Origin of the sequence: Micromonospora sp. NPDC000663 (assembly GCF_042898105.1) — a bacterium.
Lineage (GTDB): Bacteria > Actinomycetota > Actinomycetes > Mycobacteriales > Micromonosporaceae > Micromonospora.
Map to the genome: position 1 here is coordinate 648,196 of NZ_JBIAYR010000001.1, position 16,865 is coordinate 665,060.

At 71.6% G+C, this 16,865-nt stretch carries 15 protein-coding genes; 10 read left to right on the plus strand and 5 right to left on the minus strand.

Features of this window, described 5'->3' with window-relative positions; all coding sequences use genetic code 11:
* Positions 1–81: 81 nt before the first annotated feature.
* Positions 82–363 (plus strand): adhesin, encoded by a 282-nt coding sequence (locus ACFY1S_RS03140; RefSeq protein WP_364367425.1) that lies wholly within the window; start codon positions 82–84, stop codon positions 361–363.
* Positions 364–368: 5 nt separating this feature from the next.
* Here ACFY1S_RS03140 and ACFY1S_RS03145 read toward each other — a convergent pair whose 3' ends face one another.
* Positions 369–1,454 carry a hypothetical protein gene (locus ACFY1S_RS03145; protein WP_387112305.1) on the minus strand — a complete coding sequence of 362 codons (1,086 nt, stop codon included), beginning with the start codon at positions 1,452–1,454 and terminating at the stop codon, positions 369–371.
* A gap of 91 nt (positions 1,455–1,545) precedes the next feature.
* Between ACFY1S_RS03145 and ACFY1S_RS03150 the strand changes: the two genes are divergently transcribed.
* From ACFY1S_RS03150 to ACFY1S_RS03165, 4 genes are all read left to right on the plus strand, one after another.
* On the plus strand, positions 1,546–2,433 hold the full coding sequence (locus ACFY1S_RS03150) for a sulfotransferase domain-containing protein (RefSeq protein ID WP_387112308.1): 888 nt from the start codon (positions 1,546–1,548) through the stop codon (positions 2,431–2,433).
* Positions 2,434–2,681: 248 nt separating this feature from the next.
* A complete protein-coding gene (locus ACFY1S_RS03155) occupies positions 2,682–3,074 on the plus strand; it encodes a cupin domain-containing protein (protein WP_139583223.1) in 393 nt (130 codons plus the stop codon).
* Between the two features lie 45 nt (positions 3,075–3,119).
* On the plus strand, positions 3,120–4,922 hold the full coding sequence (locus ACFY1S_RS03160; RefSeq protein ID WP_387112312.1) for a glycoside hydrolase family 15 protein: 1,803 nt from the start codon (positions 3,120–3,122) through the stop codon (positions 4,920–4,922).
* A 233-nt stretch (positions 4,923–5,155) separates the two neighbouring features.
* Positions 5,156–6,529 carry a pectate lyase gene (locus ACFY1S_RS03165; protein ID WP_387112315.1) on the plus strand — a complete coding sequence of 458 codons (1,374 nt, stop codon included), beginning with the start codon at positions 5,156–5,158 and terminating at the stop codon, positions 6,527–6,529.
* 42 nt (positions 6,530–6,571) lie between these two features.
* Here the strand turns inward: ACFY1S_RS03165 and ACFY1S_RS03170 are convergent, their stop codons facing one another.
* Both ACFY1S_RS03170 and ACFY1S_RS03175 read right to left on the minus strand, forming a co-directional pair.
* On the minus strand, positions 6,572–7,762 hold the full coding sequence (locus tag ACFY1S_RS03170) for a threonine synthase (RefSeq protein ID WP_387112318.1): 1,191 nt from the start codon (positions 7,760–7,762) through the stop codon (positions 6,572–6,574).
* 14 nt (positions 7,763–7,776) lie between these two features.
* Positions 7,777–8,826 carry a DNA polymerase ligase N-terminal domain-containing protein gene (locus ACFY1S_RS03175; RefSeq protein ID WP_387112321.1) on the minus strand — a complete coding sequence of 350 codons (1,050 nt, stop codon included), beginning with the start codon at positions 8,824–8,826 and terminating at the stop codon, positions 7,777–7,779.
* A gap of 94 nt (positions 8,827–8,920) precedes the next feature.
* Between ACFY1S_RS03175 and ACFY1S_RS03180 the strand changes: the two genes are divergently transcribed.
* The 3 genes from ACFY1S_RS03180 to ACFY1S_RS03190 all read left to right on the plus strand — a co-directional run bounded on the left by ACFY1S_RS03180 (position 8,921) and on the right by ACFY1S_RS03190 (position 10,956).
* The gene (locus ACFY1S_RS03180; protein ID WP_387112325.1) at positions 8,921–9,709 is read left to right on the plus strand and encodes an aldo/keto reductase; all 789 of its coding nucleotides are present in this window, start codon (positions 8,921–8,923) and stop codon (positions 9,707–9,709) included.
* Positions 9,710–9,835: 126 nt separating this feature from the next.
* Positions 9,836–9,988 (plus strand): hypothetical protein, encoded by a 153-nt coding sequence (locus ACFY1S_RS03185; protein ID WP_387112328.1) that lies wholly within the window; start codon positions 9,836–9,838, stop codon positions 9,986–9,988.
* Positions 9,988–10,956, plus strand: a complete 969-nt coding sequence (locus ACFY1S_RS03190) for an N-acetylmuramoyl-L-alanine amidase (protein WP_387112332.1) — start codon at positions 9,988–9,990, stop codon at positions 10,954–10,956. The genes ACFY1S_RS03185 and ACFY1S_RS03190 overlap by 1 nt, the downstream gene beginning before the upstream one ends.
* Positions 10,957–11,013: 57 nt before the next feature.
* Here ACFY1S_RS03190 and ACFY1S_RS03195 read toward each other — a convergent pair whose 3' ends face one another.
* On the minus strand, positions 11,014–12,138 hold the full coding sequence (locus ACFY1S_RS03195; RefSeq protein ID WP_387112335.1) for a cellulose binding domain-containing protein: 1,125 nt from the start codon (positions 12,136–12,138) through the stop codon (positions 11,014–11,016).
* 304 nt (positions 12,139–12,442) lie between these two features.
* Between ACFY1S_RS03195 and ACFY1S_RS03200 the strand changes: the two genes are divergently transcribed.
* Positions 12,443–13,549, plus strand: coding sequence for an FAD-dependent monooxygenase (locus ACFY1S_RS03200; protein WP_387112338.1), 1,107 nt, complete (start codon positions 12,443–12,445; stop codon positions 13,547–13,549).
* Positions 13,550–13,679: 130 nt separating this feature from the next.
* Complete coding sequence (gene ctaD, locus ACFY1S_RS03205) at positions 13,680–15,437, plus strand: cytochrome c oxidase subunit I (protein WP_357980462.1); 1,758 nt, start codon at positions 13,680–13,682, stop codon at positions 15,435–15,437.
* Positions 15,438–15,584: 147 nt separating this feature from the next.
* On the opposite strand, the gene ACFY1S_RS03210 is transcribed toward ctaD, so the two are convergent.
* The gene (locus ACFY1S_RS03210; protein ID WP_387112342.1) at positions 15,585–16,835 is read right to left on the minus strand and encodes an MFS transporter; all 1,251 of its coding nucleotides are present in this window, start codon (positions 16,833–16,835) and stop codon (positions 15,585–15,587) included.
* Between the last annotated feature and the right edge of the window lie 30 nt (positions 16,836–16,865).

The following is a 16,865-nucleotide window of genomic DNA, read 5'->3' on the forward strand; positions in this document are numbered from 1 at the left end:
CACGTGTGCTCGTACGCGGGCCGCTGTACCGGTCTGCGCGGTAACCGACCGCGAGCCGAGAATCCACGAGGAGTTCCGCAAATGCTCACCATGACCGACAACGCCGTGCTCGTCATCAGGGACCTCGCCAACCAACAGGACGTCGCCCAGGACGGTGGCGTGCGGATCGCCGCCGACGCCGAGGCCGGCTCTCTCACAGTGGAACTGGTGCCCGAGCCGGAGCAGGGCGACCGGGTGGTCGACAACCAGGGTGCCCGGATCTTCCTCGACGAGGACGCCGCCGAACTGCTCGGCGACGCCTCCGTGGACGCCACAGTCGACGACGAGGGAATCATCCAGTTCGGCTTCACCGAGCGGCAGTAGCCCGCTCAGCCCGCCCGCCGGGCCGTGCCGCCCCGCGGACGACCCCGCTGCGGCGGTCCCGGCCGGGTATGCCATCCGGTGTCACCGGCCGGGCGTCGCCTGGCGGTCAGCACGTGCGCCAGGTGGTGCGACGTGCTCCACGCCGCCCAGTTGGCGGCCGACCCCGCGCCGGCTCCCCGTCGAGCCCGGCGCAGCAACTCGTGGTCGCCCCAGGAGAAGGCCGCCCCGGTGTCCGGCCAGTGCGGGGCCGACACCAACGTGCGGCACAGGTCGGCGAACCGCTCGTCACCCCGCCCGCCCCGCCGCGACCAGCGGTAGACCCACCAGTCGCCGTCGGCGGTGTACCGCACCGTGGGCAGCCGGTCGTCGGAGCCGCCGTCGGTGCCCGGCACCGCCGGCCCGACGCCGTAGTCGCCGTAACCCACCCCGGCGTCGCCCAGCCGCTGCCAGAGTTGCCAGTCCCAGCGGTCGAGTCGGACCGGCTCGTCGGTGGGCAGCCGGGCCAGCGTCGGCGGCATCGCGCCCGCCGCCACGGTCACCGACCGCCAGGCGTGCCGGCGTGCCCACCCCAGCAGCCGTCGTACCCGGGGCTCGGCGAGGCGCACGTCCGCCCGGCAGCACACGTCCGCCGCGTCCACAAGCAGGTCGCACTCTTCCGGCGCCAGCGCGGTGCACCGCCAGATCCGCTCCACGGCGGTGGTGCTCGCGTCCGGCCCGGCCCGGTCCCGTCCGGCCCGGAGCCGGACCAGCGCCCGCCGGCCGTACGCCCGCGCCGCCGCGCCGTGCGCGGCCAGCCGCCTGTCGCTCTCCGCGAGCCCCACCACTGGAACCAGGGGTACGTCCCACCGCAGCACGTCGCTGCCGGGGTCCTCGGGCAGGGCGGTGGTGTCGACGGCCGTCAGGAGTCCGGCGGGCAACCGGCGCAGCACGTCGATCGTGGATCGGTCCGCCGAGCCGACCTCCAGGATCGGGGCGAGCAGCGGGACCGCCGCGGGTTCGAGGTGGTTCAGCGCCTCCAGTTCGCCGCGTCGACAGGCGAGGATGGGGCGGTAGACCGGTTCCGCCGCGCGGCCCCCGTGGGCGGGCCTCATACTTCAGCCTAGCCAGGCATGCGCATATGTCCCAGGTCGTCGAGGCGGAAACCGGCTGCCGGGCTGTCGGGTCGGCGACTACGCTCGCGCGATGCCCATGCCACCCCATCGCTACCGATCCGACGACGAGGACAGCGGCCGGTGGACCGGCTTCCCGTTCCGGGCCGGCGACATCGTGATCAGCACCCGGTCCAAGAGCGGTACGACGTGGATGCAGATGATCTGCGCCCTGCTGGTGCTGGGCACCCCGGAGTTGCCGGCGCCGCTGAATCACCTGTCGCCGTGGCTGGACTGGCTGGCCGAGCCCCGGGACGTGGTGTACCGCCGGTTGGCGGCGCAACAGCACAGACGCTTCATCAAGACGCACACCCCGCTGGACGGCGTACCGCTGGACCCGCGGGTGCACTACGTCGTGGTGGCACGGCACCCGCTGGACATGGCGGTCTCCCTCTACCACCAGGCGGGCAACCTGGACCGGGCGCGACTGGCCGAGCTGACCGGTCAGGCGGCGCCCGCCGGGCCGGCGAGGGAGCGCCTGCCTGTCGAGCGGTGGCTGGCGAGCTGGATCGACCGGGAGACGGACCCGCGCGCCGAGCTGGATTCGCTCCCCGGCGTGCTCCTGCATCTGAGCGACGCCTGGACCCGGCGGCACGAGCCGAACGTCGAACTGGTGCACTACGACGACCTGCTGGCCGACCTGGAGGGCGAGATGCGGCGGCTCGCGGGTCGGTGGGGTCTTGAGGTGCCCGTCGAACGGTGGCCCGAGCTGGTGGAGGCGGCCACGTTCGGCCGGATGCGCGAGCGCGCCGACCACCTCGCCCCGGACACGCTCGGTGTGCTGCGCGACCGCCGGGCGTTCTTCCGGCAGGGCCGCTCGGGGCAGGGGCGGCATCTGCTCGACGCGTCCGGGCTGGCCCGCTACCACCGGCGCACGGCCGCCCTGGCTCCACCCGACCTGCTCGCCTGGTTGCACCGCTGAGCCGCCGCGCCGCACACGAGCGCGCGGCGCCGCTTCGACAGGTGTCGGAACGTCGCCGCGCTCTGGCCGTCTCCCACCACCGCAGCCGTTCGGCGGTACGCCGGCGGGGACCTGGCTCGACCGGCCGCTCGTGCCGGTCAGCGTTGTCGATCCCCGGTCGGCTCGGATCCAAACCCGCAGACCGTGGGGAATTCCACCATCTGCGAGTCCCGGCGTGGCGGGCCACCGATCGGGGTATGAGCGGAGGCATGGAGCATTTCACGATCGCAACCGTGGCCGAGAAGAGTCCCGACTTCCGGCGGGTGCTGTGGACAGGTGAGCACACCCAGCTGGTCATCATGACCATTCCGCCGGGCGGGGAGATCGGCGAGGAGGTGCACGAGGGCATCGACCAGATCCTGACCTTCGTCAGCGGCACCGGGGAGGCCCGGGTGGCGGGCGAGAAGCGGGAGGTCGTCTCCGGCGACCTGGTCGTCGTACCGGCCGGCACGAAGCACAACTTCGTCAACACGGGCCCCAACCCGCTGGTGCTGTACACCGTCTACGGGCCGCCGGAGCACGCCGACCAGGCCGTCCACCACACCAAGGAGGAGGCCGACGCGGCCGAGGCCGCCGGCGAGGACGAGCCGCCGACCGAGTGACGCTCCGGGCGGCCTGATCGGGGCCGATCCGGGTACCCGCGGCGGGTGGAGCAGCAGCAGCCGCCGATCTCCGACTACGGATTCCTCTCGGACTCCCGCTCCGGCGCGCTGGTCGGCAGGAACGGCTCGATCGACTGGTGGTGCCCGTCGCGGTTCGACGGCCCCTCCGTGTTCGGGCGGCTGCTCGACCCGCGCTCCGGGCACTTCCAGGTGGCGCCGGTCGGTGTGGGTGGCCCGGGGTACCGGGTCGAGCGCGCGTACCGGCCGGACACGCTCGTGCTGCGGACGGTGCACCACACGCCGCAGGGCAGTGTGGCGGTGACCGACGCGCTCGCTGCCGAGATCGGCGCCCGCGCCCACGAGCTGGGCGTGAACTCGCCCGCCGTGCTGATCCGGGTGGTCGAGGGGCTTTCCGGGCGGGTCCGGATGGGCTTGGACTTCGCGCCCCGCCCGGAGAACGGCCTGCTCACGCCGTACCTGCACGAGCGGGCGGACGGTGGGATCCTGGCCAGCGGTGGCTCGGTGAACCTGATGCTGCGGGCCAACGGTCTGCGGCTGCGGGCCGGCCGGGACCGGGTAACCCACGAGTTCGAGGTCTCCGCCGGCCAGGTGCTCGGCATGGACGTGGCGTTCGGCCAGGCGTACGGCGATCCGCCCGCCCGCCTGGACCCGCTGGCCACCCTCGCCGCGACGACGCGGGCGTGGGAGGGGTACCGGGAGACGCACGGCTACTCCGGCCGGTACGCGAAGCTGGTCCGGCACAGCGCGACGGTCCTGGCCGGCCTGACGTACGCCCGCAGCGGCGCGGTGGTGGCGGCGTTGACGTCCTCGTTGCCGGAGCAGGTCGGCGGCGACCGGAACTACGACTACCGCTACTCGTGGCTGCGGGACTTCTCGCTGACCATGCGCGCCCTCTGGGTGGCGGCGTGTCCCGACGAGGCGTCGCGGCTGTTCGCCTGGGCCACCCGGTCGATCGGCCGGTTCGGCGAGGAGCCGGTACCTGTGCTCTTCGGTGTGGAGGGCGAGCGGGACCTGTCCGAGCATCACTGCTACCACCTGCGTGGATACCGCGACAGTCGACCGGTCCGGGTCGGCAACGACGCCTGGCGGCAGCGGCAGCTCGACGTGCCGGGTGAGGTGATCGGTGCGGTGTGGCGGCTGCGGGACTACCTCGGTGAGACGTTCGACGACGAGTTGCGGGAGATGGTGCTCGGGTTGACCGAGCAGGTGGCCGCTACGTGGCACCTGCCGGACCGGGGGATCTGGGAGACCCGGGACGAGGAGCGGCACTACGTCTCGTCGAAGGTGTCCTGCTGGCTGACGATGGACCGGGCGGTGGGGCTCGCCGACCGGCTGGGCGAGCGGGCCGACAAGCGCCGCTGGGCAGTCGTGCGGGACGAGATCCGCGAGGCGGTGCTGCGCGAGGGGTGGAACGACCGGATCGGCGCGTTCACCGGCGCGTTCGGGTCGGCGGAGCTGGACGCCTCGGTGCTCGCCCTTCCGGTGGCGCACTTCCTGCCGGCGACCGATCCACGGATGCGCTCGACGATCGCCGTGGTGGAGCGGGAGCTGGGCACCGACGACGGGCTGCTGCGGCGGTGGACGACGGATCCGGCCGGGTTCCTGCTGTGTTCGTTCTGGCTTGTGGAGTGCCTCGCGATGGCGGGTGAGCTGCGGCGGGCCGAGGAGCTGTTCGAGCGCGTGGCGGGATACTCCAACGACGTGGGCCTGTTCAGTGAGCAGATCGACCTGGCCACGGGCGCGCAGCTCGGCAACACCCCGCAGGCGCTGTCGCACATCGGGTTGATCAACGCGGCCTGGCGGTTGACCGAGCCGGGCAGCTACTGAGCGGCCGGCCGGAATCCTGCAACAGACCTGCAAACCCCAGGCATTGACGCTGGTAGTTGGACAGTCCTAGCCTCGAAGGGGCGGGAAAGCCCTTTCCCACGGCTTTGATCCCGCTCCACCCCGCTTCGGGCCCGGGCATCCGACGGGGGCACACCGATCCCAGGTCACGACAGCACGCCGTGCCGGCACACGTGCCCGGGGGATCGCCACCACACGCGTCAAGGAGGACACCTGTGCAGGAGAGACGACTCCCCGGCCGACGACCACTGCTGCTGGCGGTGGGCGCCGGCGTGACAGTGGCGGCCCTGGCGGCCGGCATGACCTCGGCCTTCGCGGCCACCGTGTTCAGCGACGACTTCAGCGACGGCGACACCTCGGGCTGGTCCAAGTCCGGCGGCACCTGGACGGTCGGCTCGGGGGTGCTCAGCCAGTCCAACGCCGGCAGCGAACTGGCCAGGCAGTTCGCCGGCCAGACCAGCTGGACCTACTACTCGGTGCAGGCCCGGGTCCGGCCGGCGAGCTTCGGCTCGTCAAGCGCCCTGGTCGGGCTCGCCGCCCGATCCACCAGCAGCACGAAGATGTACCGGCTGGCCCTGCTCGGCTCCGGCCGGGCCGAACTCCAGGCCGTCAACGGCAGCAGCATCACCGCGATCGGCTCCGCGTCGACAGGCGTCAGCACCGGCACCTGGTACACGCTTCGCATCGAGACCAGCGGCAACACCATCCGCGGCTTCGTCAACGGCACACAGATCGCCTCCGGCAGCAACAGCCTGGCCGGCGCCGGCCGGATCGGCCTGGTCACCGCGTACGCGAGCGGCGGCTTCGACGACGTGGTCGTCGACTCCTCAGGCGGAGGCACCCCGACCACGCCGCCACCGACCACGCCGCCACCGACCACGCCGCCACCCACCACGCCGGGCCCGACCACACCTCCGCCGGCCGGCTGGCCCACGCCCACCAGCAGTCAGAAGGTGGACGCCACGATCGCCGTCTCCGGCACGTTCGACGGTGGACTCAAGCGCTACTACGGCATCGGTGACGGCGGGCAGAGCGAGAGCCAGGACCCGATGTTCGAGCTGGCCGCCGGCGCCACCCTGCGCAACGTGATCATCGGCGCCCCGGCCGGCGACGGTGTGCACTGCGAGGGCAACTGCACCCTGATCAACGTCTGGTGGGAGGACGTCGGCGAGGACGCGGCCACCTTCCGGGGCGGCACCACGTACACCGTCGACGGCGGTGGCGCCCGCTCGGCGAGCGACAAGGTCTTCCAGCACAACGGCTCGGGCACCGTCTACATCAGGAACTTCCGAGTGGAGAACGCCGGGAAGCTCTACCGGGCCTGCGGCAACTGCTCCACGTCGTACCAGCGGCACGTGGTGATCGACAACGTGGTCGTCCGGGACACCGACGCGATCGCCGGCATCAACACCAACTGGGGTGACACGGCCCGGTTCAGCCGCATCACCATCGTCGACGACCCGGACCGGGAGACCTCGATCTGCGTGAAGTACAAGGGAGTCCCCAAGGGCAGCGAGCCCACCGAGATCGGCGAGGGCGCCGACGGCGTCAACTGCCTCTACTCACCCTCCGACATCACCTACCAGTAGACCGCCCGAGCAGGCGGGCGCCCCGCGGGGCGCCCGCCCCGCTCAGGTCAGCACCGGTACGTCCGACACGTCGACCGTGTCCGGATACTTCAGGCCCGCGCCCGTGTTGAGCACCACCACCCGTTCGCCGGCCCGGATCCAGCCTCCGGCGCGCAGGTGCCGGGCCGCGGTCAGGCAGGCCGCCCCCTCCGGACAGAGCAGCAGCCCTTCGCGTCCGGCGAAGTCCCGCAGGTCCGCCAGGATCTCCGCGTCGTCGACGGCGACAGCGGTGCCGGAGGACTCCCGCAGCGCGGCCAGGATCAGCTCGTCGCCGAGCGGCGCCGGCACGGTGATGCCGAACGCCACGGTGTGCGCGTCGGCCCACGGCTCGGCCCGATCCTCGCCGGCGGCGAACGCCCGCACGATCGGCGCGCAGCCGGTCGACTGCACCGCCACCAGCCGGGGCAGCTTGTCGCCGATCCAGCCCAGCTCCCGCAGCTCGTGAAGCGCCTTGTGGATGCCGATCAGACCGACACCGCCACCCGTCGGGTAGATGATCACGTCGGGGACCTGCCAGCCGAGCTGCTCGACGATCTCGTACCCCATCGTCTTCTTGCCCTCCAGCCGGTAGGGCTCGCGCAGCGTGCCGGCGTCGAAGATCGCCCCGTTCGACTCCGCGACCAGCTCGGCCACCCGCCGGGCGGCGTCGCCGATCAGCCCGTCGATCAGGCGCAGATCGGCGCCTGCGGCCACGCACTCGCGCCGGCAGATGCTCGGTGCCTCCAACGGCATGACGATCGTCGCGCCCATCCCGGCCCGCGCCGCGTACGTCGCCCAGGCCGACCCGGCGTTGCCGTTGGTGGGCATCGCGATCCGCTCGACGCCCAGCTCGCGGGCCCGGCTCACACCGACCGCCGCGCCGCGCGCCTTGAACGAACCCGTCGGGATCAGCCCCTCGTCCTTGACCATCAGGTCCGCGATGCCGATCTCGGCGCCGTACGCCGGCGCGCGCAGCAGCGGCGTCCAACCCTCGCCGAGCGTCGTGACGTACCGCAGGTCGTCGACCGGCAGCAGCTCCCGGTAGCGCCACAGGTCGGCCGGACGCAGCGGAAAGCGTTCCGGGGCGACCGCCTTCGCCACCGCCGGCAGGTCGTAACGGGCCAGTAGCGGAGACCCGCACTCGCAGAGGTTCTGTAACCGGTCGGCGGCGTACTCCCTGCCGCAGCGCGGGCAGTCCAGGTGGGTCAGGTACACGTCGCTCCTCGCCGTCAGACCGCGTCGACGCTCAGCCAGCGTCCACTGCGCCGCCCCGGCTCGTAGACCGAGTCCAGCCGCTTGGCGACCACACCGGGCAGGCCCTGTTCCCGCCCGGCACGCAGGGCTTCGTCGCCCGCGCCGGGGAACCACGGCGGAGTCTGCCAGTGCGGTCCGGCCAAGGCCAGCCCATCGAGCAGTTCCCGGCGTTGCGCGTACGGCACGTCGACGCTGCCCACCCCCTCCAGCCAGAGAAGGTCGACGAGCAGGAACTGGGCACCGGCCGGGACCCGGCTGCCGGTGGCCGGGCGGACCGGGCGGACCCGACCCGCGCCGTCGATGCGGACCAGCACACCGTCGAGCACCGCCTCGGTGGGAGCGAGAGCCTCGGCCATGGCGCGCAGCCACGGATACCCGCCGGTGATCTCCTCGTCGGTCTCGGAGAGCAGCCGCAACCGGCCGCCGGAGACGTACGCCATCGCCCGCACCCCGTCCCAGCGCAGTTCGTACCCCCACTCGTCGCGGTCGCGGGGGAGCCTGGCGGCGGAAGTGGCGTGCATCGGCCGGACCAGCTCGGGCATCGGGGTCCAGCCCGGCGGCGCGGGATCGGTGCGCCGGACCATCCAGTCCCGACCGCCGGTGGCGAACAGGACGTACCGGCCGGTCGTGCGGTCACCCGTGAGCGTCACGATGACCTCGTCGTCGCGCCACTTCTCGCACCGGTAGGTGCCCCGGTCGTGGATCAACATCCGGCCGCCGCCGTACTCGCCGGCGGGGATCTCACCGGCGAAGTCCAGGTACTCCATCGGGTGGTCCTCGGTGTGGACGGCGAGATGGTTGCGACCCGGATCGCGGGGGAGGCCGCGCGGCACCGCCCAGGACGCGAGCACTCCCTCGTGCTCCAGCCGCAGGTCCCAGTGCAGGCTGCGCGCGTGGTGCTGCTGGATGACGAAGCGGGCGCTGTCGCCGTCACCGTCGACCGCCGTGGGGCTCCCGGACGGCACGGGCTCGGGTGTACGGGCCGCGTCCCGCCGTCGCCGGTACTCCTGGAGCCGGTCGGTCACATCCGCATTCTCCGGCAATCCGGACCGTCGCGCTGGATGCCGGACTGTCCGGTTCACTCGGCGGCCGGGGGTGTGGCGGGGTAGAACGGACCTCATGGACCTCACCGACCAGCCCACCGCCCTGCTCCCGGGTGACGTGCGGATGCCCCTGCTGGGCTTCGGCACCTGGCAGGCCACCGGCCAGGCCGGGTACGACGCCGTGCTGGCCGCGCTCGACACCGGCTACCGGCACCTCGACACCGCCACCGTCTACGGCAACGAGCGGGAGGTCGGGCGGGCGGTACGCGAGAGTGGGCTGCGCCGCGAGGAAGTCTTCATCACCACCAAGCTCCCACCTGACCGGGTGGGCCGGGAACGGCAGACGCTGGAGGCCAGCCTGGAGGCGCTCGGTGTCGATCACGTGGACCTGTGGTTGATCCACTGGCCGCCGTCGTCGCCGGGGGACAGCATCCCGCTGTGGCGGGAGTTGCTGGCCGCCCGGGACGAGAATCTCGCCCGGGCGGTAGGGGTGAGCAACTACAGCACCGCGGAGATCGACGAGCTGATCCAGTCGACCGAGGAGAACCCGGCGGTCAACCAGATCCGGTGGAGCCCGTCGCTGTACGACAGGCAGCGGCACGCCGAGCACCGGGACCGGGGTGTGGTGCTGGAGGGGTACAGCCCGTTCAAGACGAGCGACCTGAGTGACCCGGTGCTGACCCGGATCGCCGCCGCGCATGACGTATCCCCGGCGCAGGTCGTGCTGCGGTGGCACATCGACCACGAGATCGTGGTGATCCCGAAGTCGGTGACCCCGGAGCGGATCACCGCGAACTTCGACGTCTTCCACTTCTCGTTGACGGCGGAGGAGATGCGCGACATCGACGCGCTCGGCGAGGTCTGATCCGGCGGTTTCCTTCAGCCGGTGACTCAGGAATGAAGGGTATCGACATCGACGTACGTGACGGTATAGCGTGCCCGTCATCACGATCGTCGATCCGTTCGTGTCCCCTGTCGCTGGAGGATCGCCATGGCCCGCTCACCGTCCGTCCGTCTGCGCCGCCGAGGGGTGCTCGGCATCCCCGCCCTGGTGGTCGCCGCGCTGACAGTCGTCGCCCGACCCGCCTCGGCCAGCGCCGCGCCGAAGGCCGAGTGCCTCGCCGACCTGCTCCAGGACGCCTGATGGCGACGATTCCCTGGCTGGTGGACGTGCTGCGCGCCGCCGGAGTCCAGGTCGTCGTCGAGGGTGACTGGCTCAACCGGATGCGGCCCGGGTCCTTCGACCCCATCGGGGTGCTCTGGCACCACACCGCCGCGACCTCCAGCGCCAGCAACCCGCACCCGGCGCTCAACATCTGCATCAACGGCCGCTCGGATCTGGCCGGCCCGCTCTGCCAGGCGCTCGTCGACTACAACGGCGTCTTCCACGTCATCTCCGCCGGCCGGTGCAACCACGCGGGGGCCAGCGGCGGCAGTGGGCCGATCCCGGCCGGGGACGGCAACACCCTGATGATCGGGTGGGAGATCGACTACAACGGCGTCAACCAGGAAATGACCGCCGCGCAGTACAACGCCTCGATCGCCGCCACCGCCGCCGTGCTCACCCGGCTGGGCCGGGACAGCAGCTACGCCCGGGGGCACCGGGAGACGAGCACCTCTGGCAAGATCGACCCGTCGTTCATCGACCTGAACGTCATGCGCGCCGACGTCGCGGCGAAGATGGCCGGCGGGAACCCTCCGGCGTGGTCCTCCATCGTGGACAACACCACCTCCGGCCGGTTCACCGCCAGCGCCAACTGGGGTGTGTCGACGTACTCGGCGCAGCGGTACGGCGCCGACTACAGGTACGCGGAGCCGGTCGCGGCCAGTGACGCCGCCTGGTACAAGTTCAACGTCCCGGCCACCGCCAACTACCGGGTCGACGCCTGGTGGCCGGCAACCTCCGGATACAACGGTGCCACCCCGTACATCGTCGCCACGACCACCGGCAACCGGACGATCGTCGTCGACCAGCGGGCCACCGGCGGGCAGTGGCGGTCCCTCGGCACGTTCACGCTGCCCGCCGGGGACGCCAACCGGGTGGCGGTGAGCCGGTGGAGCAGCGCCACAGGTCTGATCGTCGCCGACGCCGTCCGCCTCACCCGCGTCTGAGCCGACCGTACGACAGTGGGGGCGTGACCAGGTGGTCACGCCCCCACTGCCGGTGGCTCAGGTACGCGAGCAGGTCGCCCCGTTGAGCGAGAAGCTCGTCGGCGACGAGTACGACCCGCTCAGGGTGCCCTGGTAGCCGAAACTGGCCGAACCGCCGGGCGCGATCGACCCGTTGTGGCTCACGTTCCGGGCGGTCACCGTGGACCCGCTCTGGCTCACCGTGGCGTTCCAGGCGCTGGTGACCTGCTGCCCGCCGGGCAGGCTGTAGGTGAGCGTCCAGCCGTTGATCGCGCTGGAGCCGGTGTTCGTCACCTGCACGTCGGCCGTGAAGCCGTTGTTCCACGAGTTCGCCGTGTACTTCACCGCGCAGCTCGCGCCGCCGCTCGGCGGCGGGGTGGTCGGCGGCGGGGTGGTCGGGTTGCCGCCACCGTTGACGTTCGCCGAGAACGAGGTCACCGCGAGACCGACGCCACCCTGCCACGGCTCGAAGCCGGCCTGGATGCTGGTCAGGTACCAGGAGTTGGTGATCGCGCCCCGGTTGCGGACGTCGTTGATGAAGTCCAGCACGCTGAAGTTCAGGCTGGAAATCGCCGACGGCGCCACGTAGGAGATGACGTTGTTGGAGCCGTTGCTGCCCTGCCACACCTCCCAGGTGCGGCCGGCCAGGCTGGCGGTGCCGACGACCGAGCCGATGGGCTGGATCGGGCCCTGCCTGTTGAGCCAGATCATGATCTCCATCTGGTTCACCCCGTCCCGCTTGGGCGACGGGTCCAGCCAGATGTCGTACGACGCGTTGTAGGTCGCGCCGCTCACGTACCGGTAGGAGATGCTGCTGGTGGCGCTGCTGATCTGCGACACCTGGATCGGCAGGTTCGTGCCCGGCGAGCAATTGGTGTAGTGACAACCGAAGAACACCGAGGGGTACGCCGTGGGCGCCCCGTTGGTGGGGCTGCTGCCGTTCTGGGTGGTGATCTCGAAGCCGCTGCTGGTGACGTTGATGCACTGCTGGGCGGTGGTGCCCCAGCGGTTGTTCTGCACCACGTAGCGGCCCTGGATGGTGGTCGAGCCGTACTGCTCGCAGATCTGGGTGTCGGCGGAGGCGTTGCCGCCGAGAGCCACGGCGACAAGCGAGCCTGCGAGCAGCAGACCGGTGGCGACCAGGGCCCGAAGTGGACGTTTCATGACGCTCCTTGACTGCGGCGCGTGCCCGGGCGCCGGGATGGGGACGGACGGATGCGGGAGCGCTCCCACGCTCAACGACACATTCACATGTCTGAAACTCTCGCGCAACCGTACGGGTCAAACTGGTGAATTGTGAGGATTGCCACGTCCACGCCGGACGGGTGTCTACGGACCGCCAGCTAAGCGACGCGCGCCGCCGACGAGCGTCGTCGGGCGGTCCGATCGGCCCTGGTGTGCGGCAATAGCTCCGAGTAGCGTGTTGCCTCCAACGCGTGCCGTTCCCCCTCCGGAGGCGTACACCACAATGGGTGGCACCCCCCTGCGCATCCTCGTCGTCGGCGCGGGCATCGCCGGTCTGGCCGTCGTCCGGGCGCTGCGCATGGCGGGCTTCCGACCCGACGTCACCGAGAAGCTGCCGCCGGGGGAGTCCACCGAGACGGGCCTCTACCTGCCGGGCAACGCCGCCCGTGCGCTGCGCCAGCTCGACCTGCACGACCCGGTCCGTCCGCTCGGGCAGGTGATCCGCCGGCAGCGCTTCTTCGACGCCGCCGGCGCCCCGCTCTGCGAGGTCGACCTAGACACCCTGTGGGCGGGCGTCGGGGAGTGCCGGGCGCTGCCCCGGGCCGACCTGCACCGCGTGCTGCTCAGCGGCGCCGGCGGCGCGGTCCGCCACGGCGCGGAGGTCCGCACCCTGGACCTGCTCCCGGGCGCGGTCGGCGTCACCTTCACCGACGGCACCACAGGCGAGTACGACCTGGTCATCGGCGCCGACGGCCCCCGCTCCTCGGTCCGCGCACTGGCCGCGCTCGGCGGGCCACCCCGCCCGGTCGGGCAGGTGGTCTACCGGGCCGTCCTGCGCGACGGCCCACCGGTCACCGAGTGGACGGCCCTGCTCGGCCAGCGCTCGGGGTTCCTCATGGTGCCGATCGGCGCCGGAAGACTGCACCTGTACGCCGACGAGGCCGGCACCGAGGCGCCCACCGACCCCCTCGCGCGACTGCGGGACCTCTTCGCCGACTACCGGGGGCCGGTGCCCGAGGTGCTTGCCGCGCTCGACTCCGTGCACGTAGGGATCACCGACGAGGTGGAACTGGGCCGCTGGTACCGGGGTCGGGTGCTGCTCGTCGGCGACGCCGCGCACGCCACCGCGCCGACCCTGTCCCAGGGGGCGGCCATGGCCCTGGAGGACGCCGTGGTGCTGGCCGAGTCACTGCGCGCCGCCGGCAGCGTGGACGCGGCGCTCGTGGCGTACGAGAGTCGTCGCCGTCCGCGTACCCGATGGGTGCGGGACCGGACCCGCGACCGCAACCGGACCCGGGACGTGCCGCCGGCGCTGCGCGACCCGTTGTTGCGCGGACGCGGCGGTCGCATCTTCGGGGAGCACTACCGGCTCCTGCTCGGCCCGCTGTAGACCCGTTGCAGATCGTGTCACGCCACCCCACGCGGCGCTGCGACCTGCCGGGGACTATCCTCCTTGCGGATGACGGCCCGCCGATAACCAGCGTGTGCCGAGCGGGACAACCGAGAACCGGAGGCCACTCGTGACCACCGTCGCACCCAAGCCGGTCGTGACCCGGCCCTGGCCGGTCCGGGAGCCGGTCAAGGGGTCGGCCATCGCGCGGCTGCTGCGAACCACGGACGCGAAGCAAATCGGGATCATGTACATGGTCACCGCGTTCGTGTTCTTCATGATCGGTGGCCTGATGGCCCTGGTCATGCGTGCTGAGCTGGCCCGACCGGGGCTTCAGTTCCTGTCGCCGGAGCAGTACAACCAGCTCTTCACGATGCACGGCACGATCATGTTGCTGTTCTTCGCGACGCCTATCGTGTTCGCCTTCGCGAACTACATCGTGCCGATCCAGATCGGCGCGCCCGACGTCTCCTTCCCCCGACTGAACAGCTTCGCCTACTGGCTGTACCTGTTCGGCGGCACGATGGCGACCGCCGGGTTCATCACCCCGGGTGGCGCCGCCGACTTCGGCTGGTTCGCGTACGCGCCGCTGAGCAGCGTCGAGCACTCGCCAGGCGTCGGCGCCAACATGTGGATCATGGGTCTGGCCATCTCCGGCCTGGGCACCATCCTCGGCGCGGTGAACATGATCACCACCGTGCTGACGCTGCGCGCGCCCGGCATGACCATGTTCCGGATGCCGATCTTCACGTGGAACATCCTGGTCACCAGCCTTCTGGTGATCCTGGTCTTCCCGCTGCTGGCCGCCGCGCTGTTCGCGCTCGCCGCGGACCGCATCCTCGGCGCGCACGTGTACGACCCCGCCACCGGCGGGCCGATGCTCTGGCAGCACCTGTTCTGGTTCTTCGGCCACCCCGAGGTGTACATCGTCGCGCTGCCGTTCTTCGGCATCATCAGCGAGGTCATCCCGGTCTTCTCCCGCAAGCCGATCTTCGGCTACAAGGGCCTGGTCGCCGCGACCGTGGCGATCGCCGCGCTCTCCATGAGCGTCTGGGCGCACCACATGTTCGCCACCGGTCAGGTGCTGCTGCCGTTCTTCAGCTTCCTGAGCTACCTGATCGCCGTACCGACCGGTATGAAGTTCTTCAACTGGATCGGCACCATGTGGCGGGGCCAGATCAGCTTCGAGACGCCCATGCTCTGGGCGGTCGGCTTCCTGGTCACCTTCCTCTTCGGTGGTCTCACCGGTGTGCTGCTGGCCAGCCCGCCTATCGACTTCCACGTGTCCGACTCGTACTTCGTGGTGGCGCACTTCCACTACGTGCTCTTCGGCACGATCGTGTTCGCCGTCTTCGCCGGCATCTACTTCTGGTTCCCGAAGATGTTCGGCCGGATGCTCGACGAGCGCCTGGGCAAGATTCACTTCTGGCTCACCATGATCGGTTTCCACACCACGTTCCTGGTGCAGCACTGGCTCGGCAACGAGGGCATGCCCCGTCGGTACGCCGACTACCTGCCCAGCGACGGCTTCACCACGCTGAACACGATCTCCACGATCGGCGCGTTCATCACAGGTATCTCGACGCTGCCGTTCATCTGGAACTGCTGGAAGTCGTACAAGACCGGCCCGGTGGTCGAGGTCAACGACCCGTGGGGTCACGGCAACTCGCTGGAGTGGGCGACCAGCAGCCCGCCGCCGCTGCGCAACTTCGACCGGATGCCCCGCATCCGCTCCGAGCGGCCGGCGTTCGACGCGAAGTTCCCCGAGCTGGCCGCCGGCCAGAGCGTGGCCGGCCCGCCGGAGGGTGGCGCCAAGCCGCTCACCAGCGAGTCGGACGGTGGGGCCAGCTACAACGAGGACACCGCCAGCGACGTCGACAGGCACTGACGCTCGACTGCGCCGTACGACGGGCGCCGCCCCGGGACACCGGGAGCGGCGCCCGTCGCCATGTTCGGCCGGCCCTGCCCGCCCTGCTCTGCTCGGCCTGTCCTGCTTTGCTCGGCGCAGCCCGGCGGCCCGTGTGTGGGCCCAACCTCAGCGGGCGGCGGTGGCGAGGTCCGTCTCGGTGGGCGCCGGCAGGGTCGGCCCGGCGTCGTTGCGGCGGCGGCGCAGCTCGATCGGGAGCACCACGAGGGTGACCAGCGCGCCGAGCGCACCTGTCACCACGAAGCCCCACAGCGGCGCGCTGGCGTCGATCACGGCGCCGGCGAGTGGCGCGCCGACCGCGATGCCGACGGTGACGGCGGAGCCGTGCAGGCCCATCGCCTCGCCACGTACCTCGGCCGGAACGAGCCGGCTTACCGCGTCGGACGAGGCCGCGATGGTGGGCGCGCAGAGCGCGCCGGCCGGGATCAGCGCCAGGCAGAGCAGCCACCAGTGTGCGCCGCCCAGCCCGACCGGGATGGTGCACACGGCAAGCGCCGCGGTCAGGACCAGCGGCGAGAACGAGCGGTGCACGGCCCCGTAGGCGAAGCCGCCGGCCAGCGACGCGACCGCCCAGATGGCAAGCACCGCGCCGGTCCAGCCGACCTCTCCGCTGGCCCGCAGTACGGCGACCACGGCCACGTCGGTGCCGCCGAGCACCAGGGTCGCGGCGGTGCTGAGCGCCAACACGGCGAGCAGCCGGGGGGTCAGCCACTCCCGGCGCGGCACCCGGCGCGGCGGGCCGCTGGGCTCGGTGGCACCACGGATCGGCGGGTTGACCACCCACAGGGCGATGCCGGCCGCGACGATGCCACCGCCGACGAGGTACATGGTGGTCTGGGCGGAGATCGCGGTGACCAGCGCCACCGCCAACGCCGGGCCGATCATGAAGGACAGCTCCACCGACATCGAGTCCAGCGCGTACGCCGGGCGGCGTTGGTCCTCCGGGACCAGCGCGGCGATCGACTGGCGGACCACCGAGAAGATGGGCAGGGCCAGCGAGCCGGCCACGAACGCGGTCGGCAGCAGCACGGGGTACGGCAGCGTGGGCGCGGTGGACCAGAAGATCGCCTCGGCGATGGCGGTGAGCACCAGCACCGGGCGCAGGCCACGCCGGTCCACCAGACGGCCGAGCAGCGGCCCGCCGATCGCCGCACCCACGGTGACCGCCGCGCCCACCAGGCCGGCGGCCCCGTAACCACGGTCGAGGTCGAGCACCACATGGAAGGTGAGCGTCACACCTGTCGCGGTGAGCGGGATGCGGGCGAGGACGGCTACCAGCAGCAACGGCCGCAGGCCGGGCAGGGCGAGCGCTGTCCGGTAAGGCTTCATGTTCACGTCGGTCCGTACCTCCGGCGACATCCTCGACCGGCGGCGGTCCGAAGGCCAACC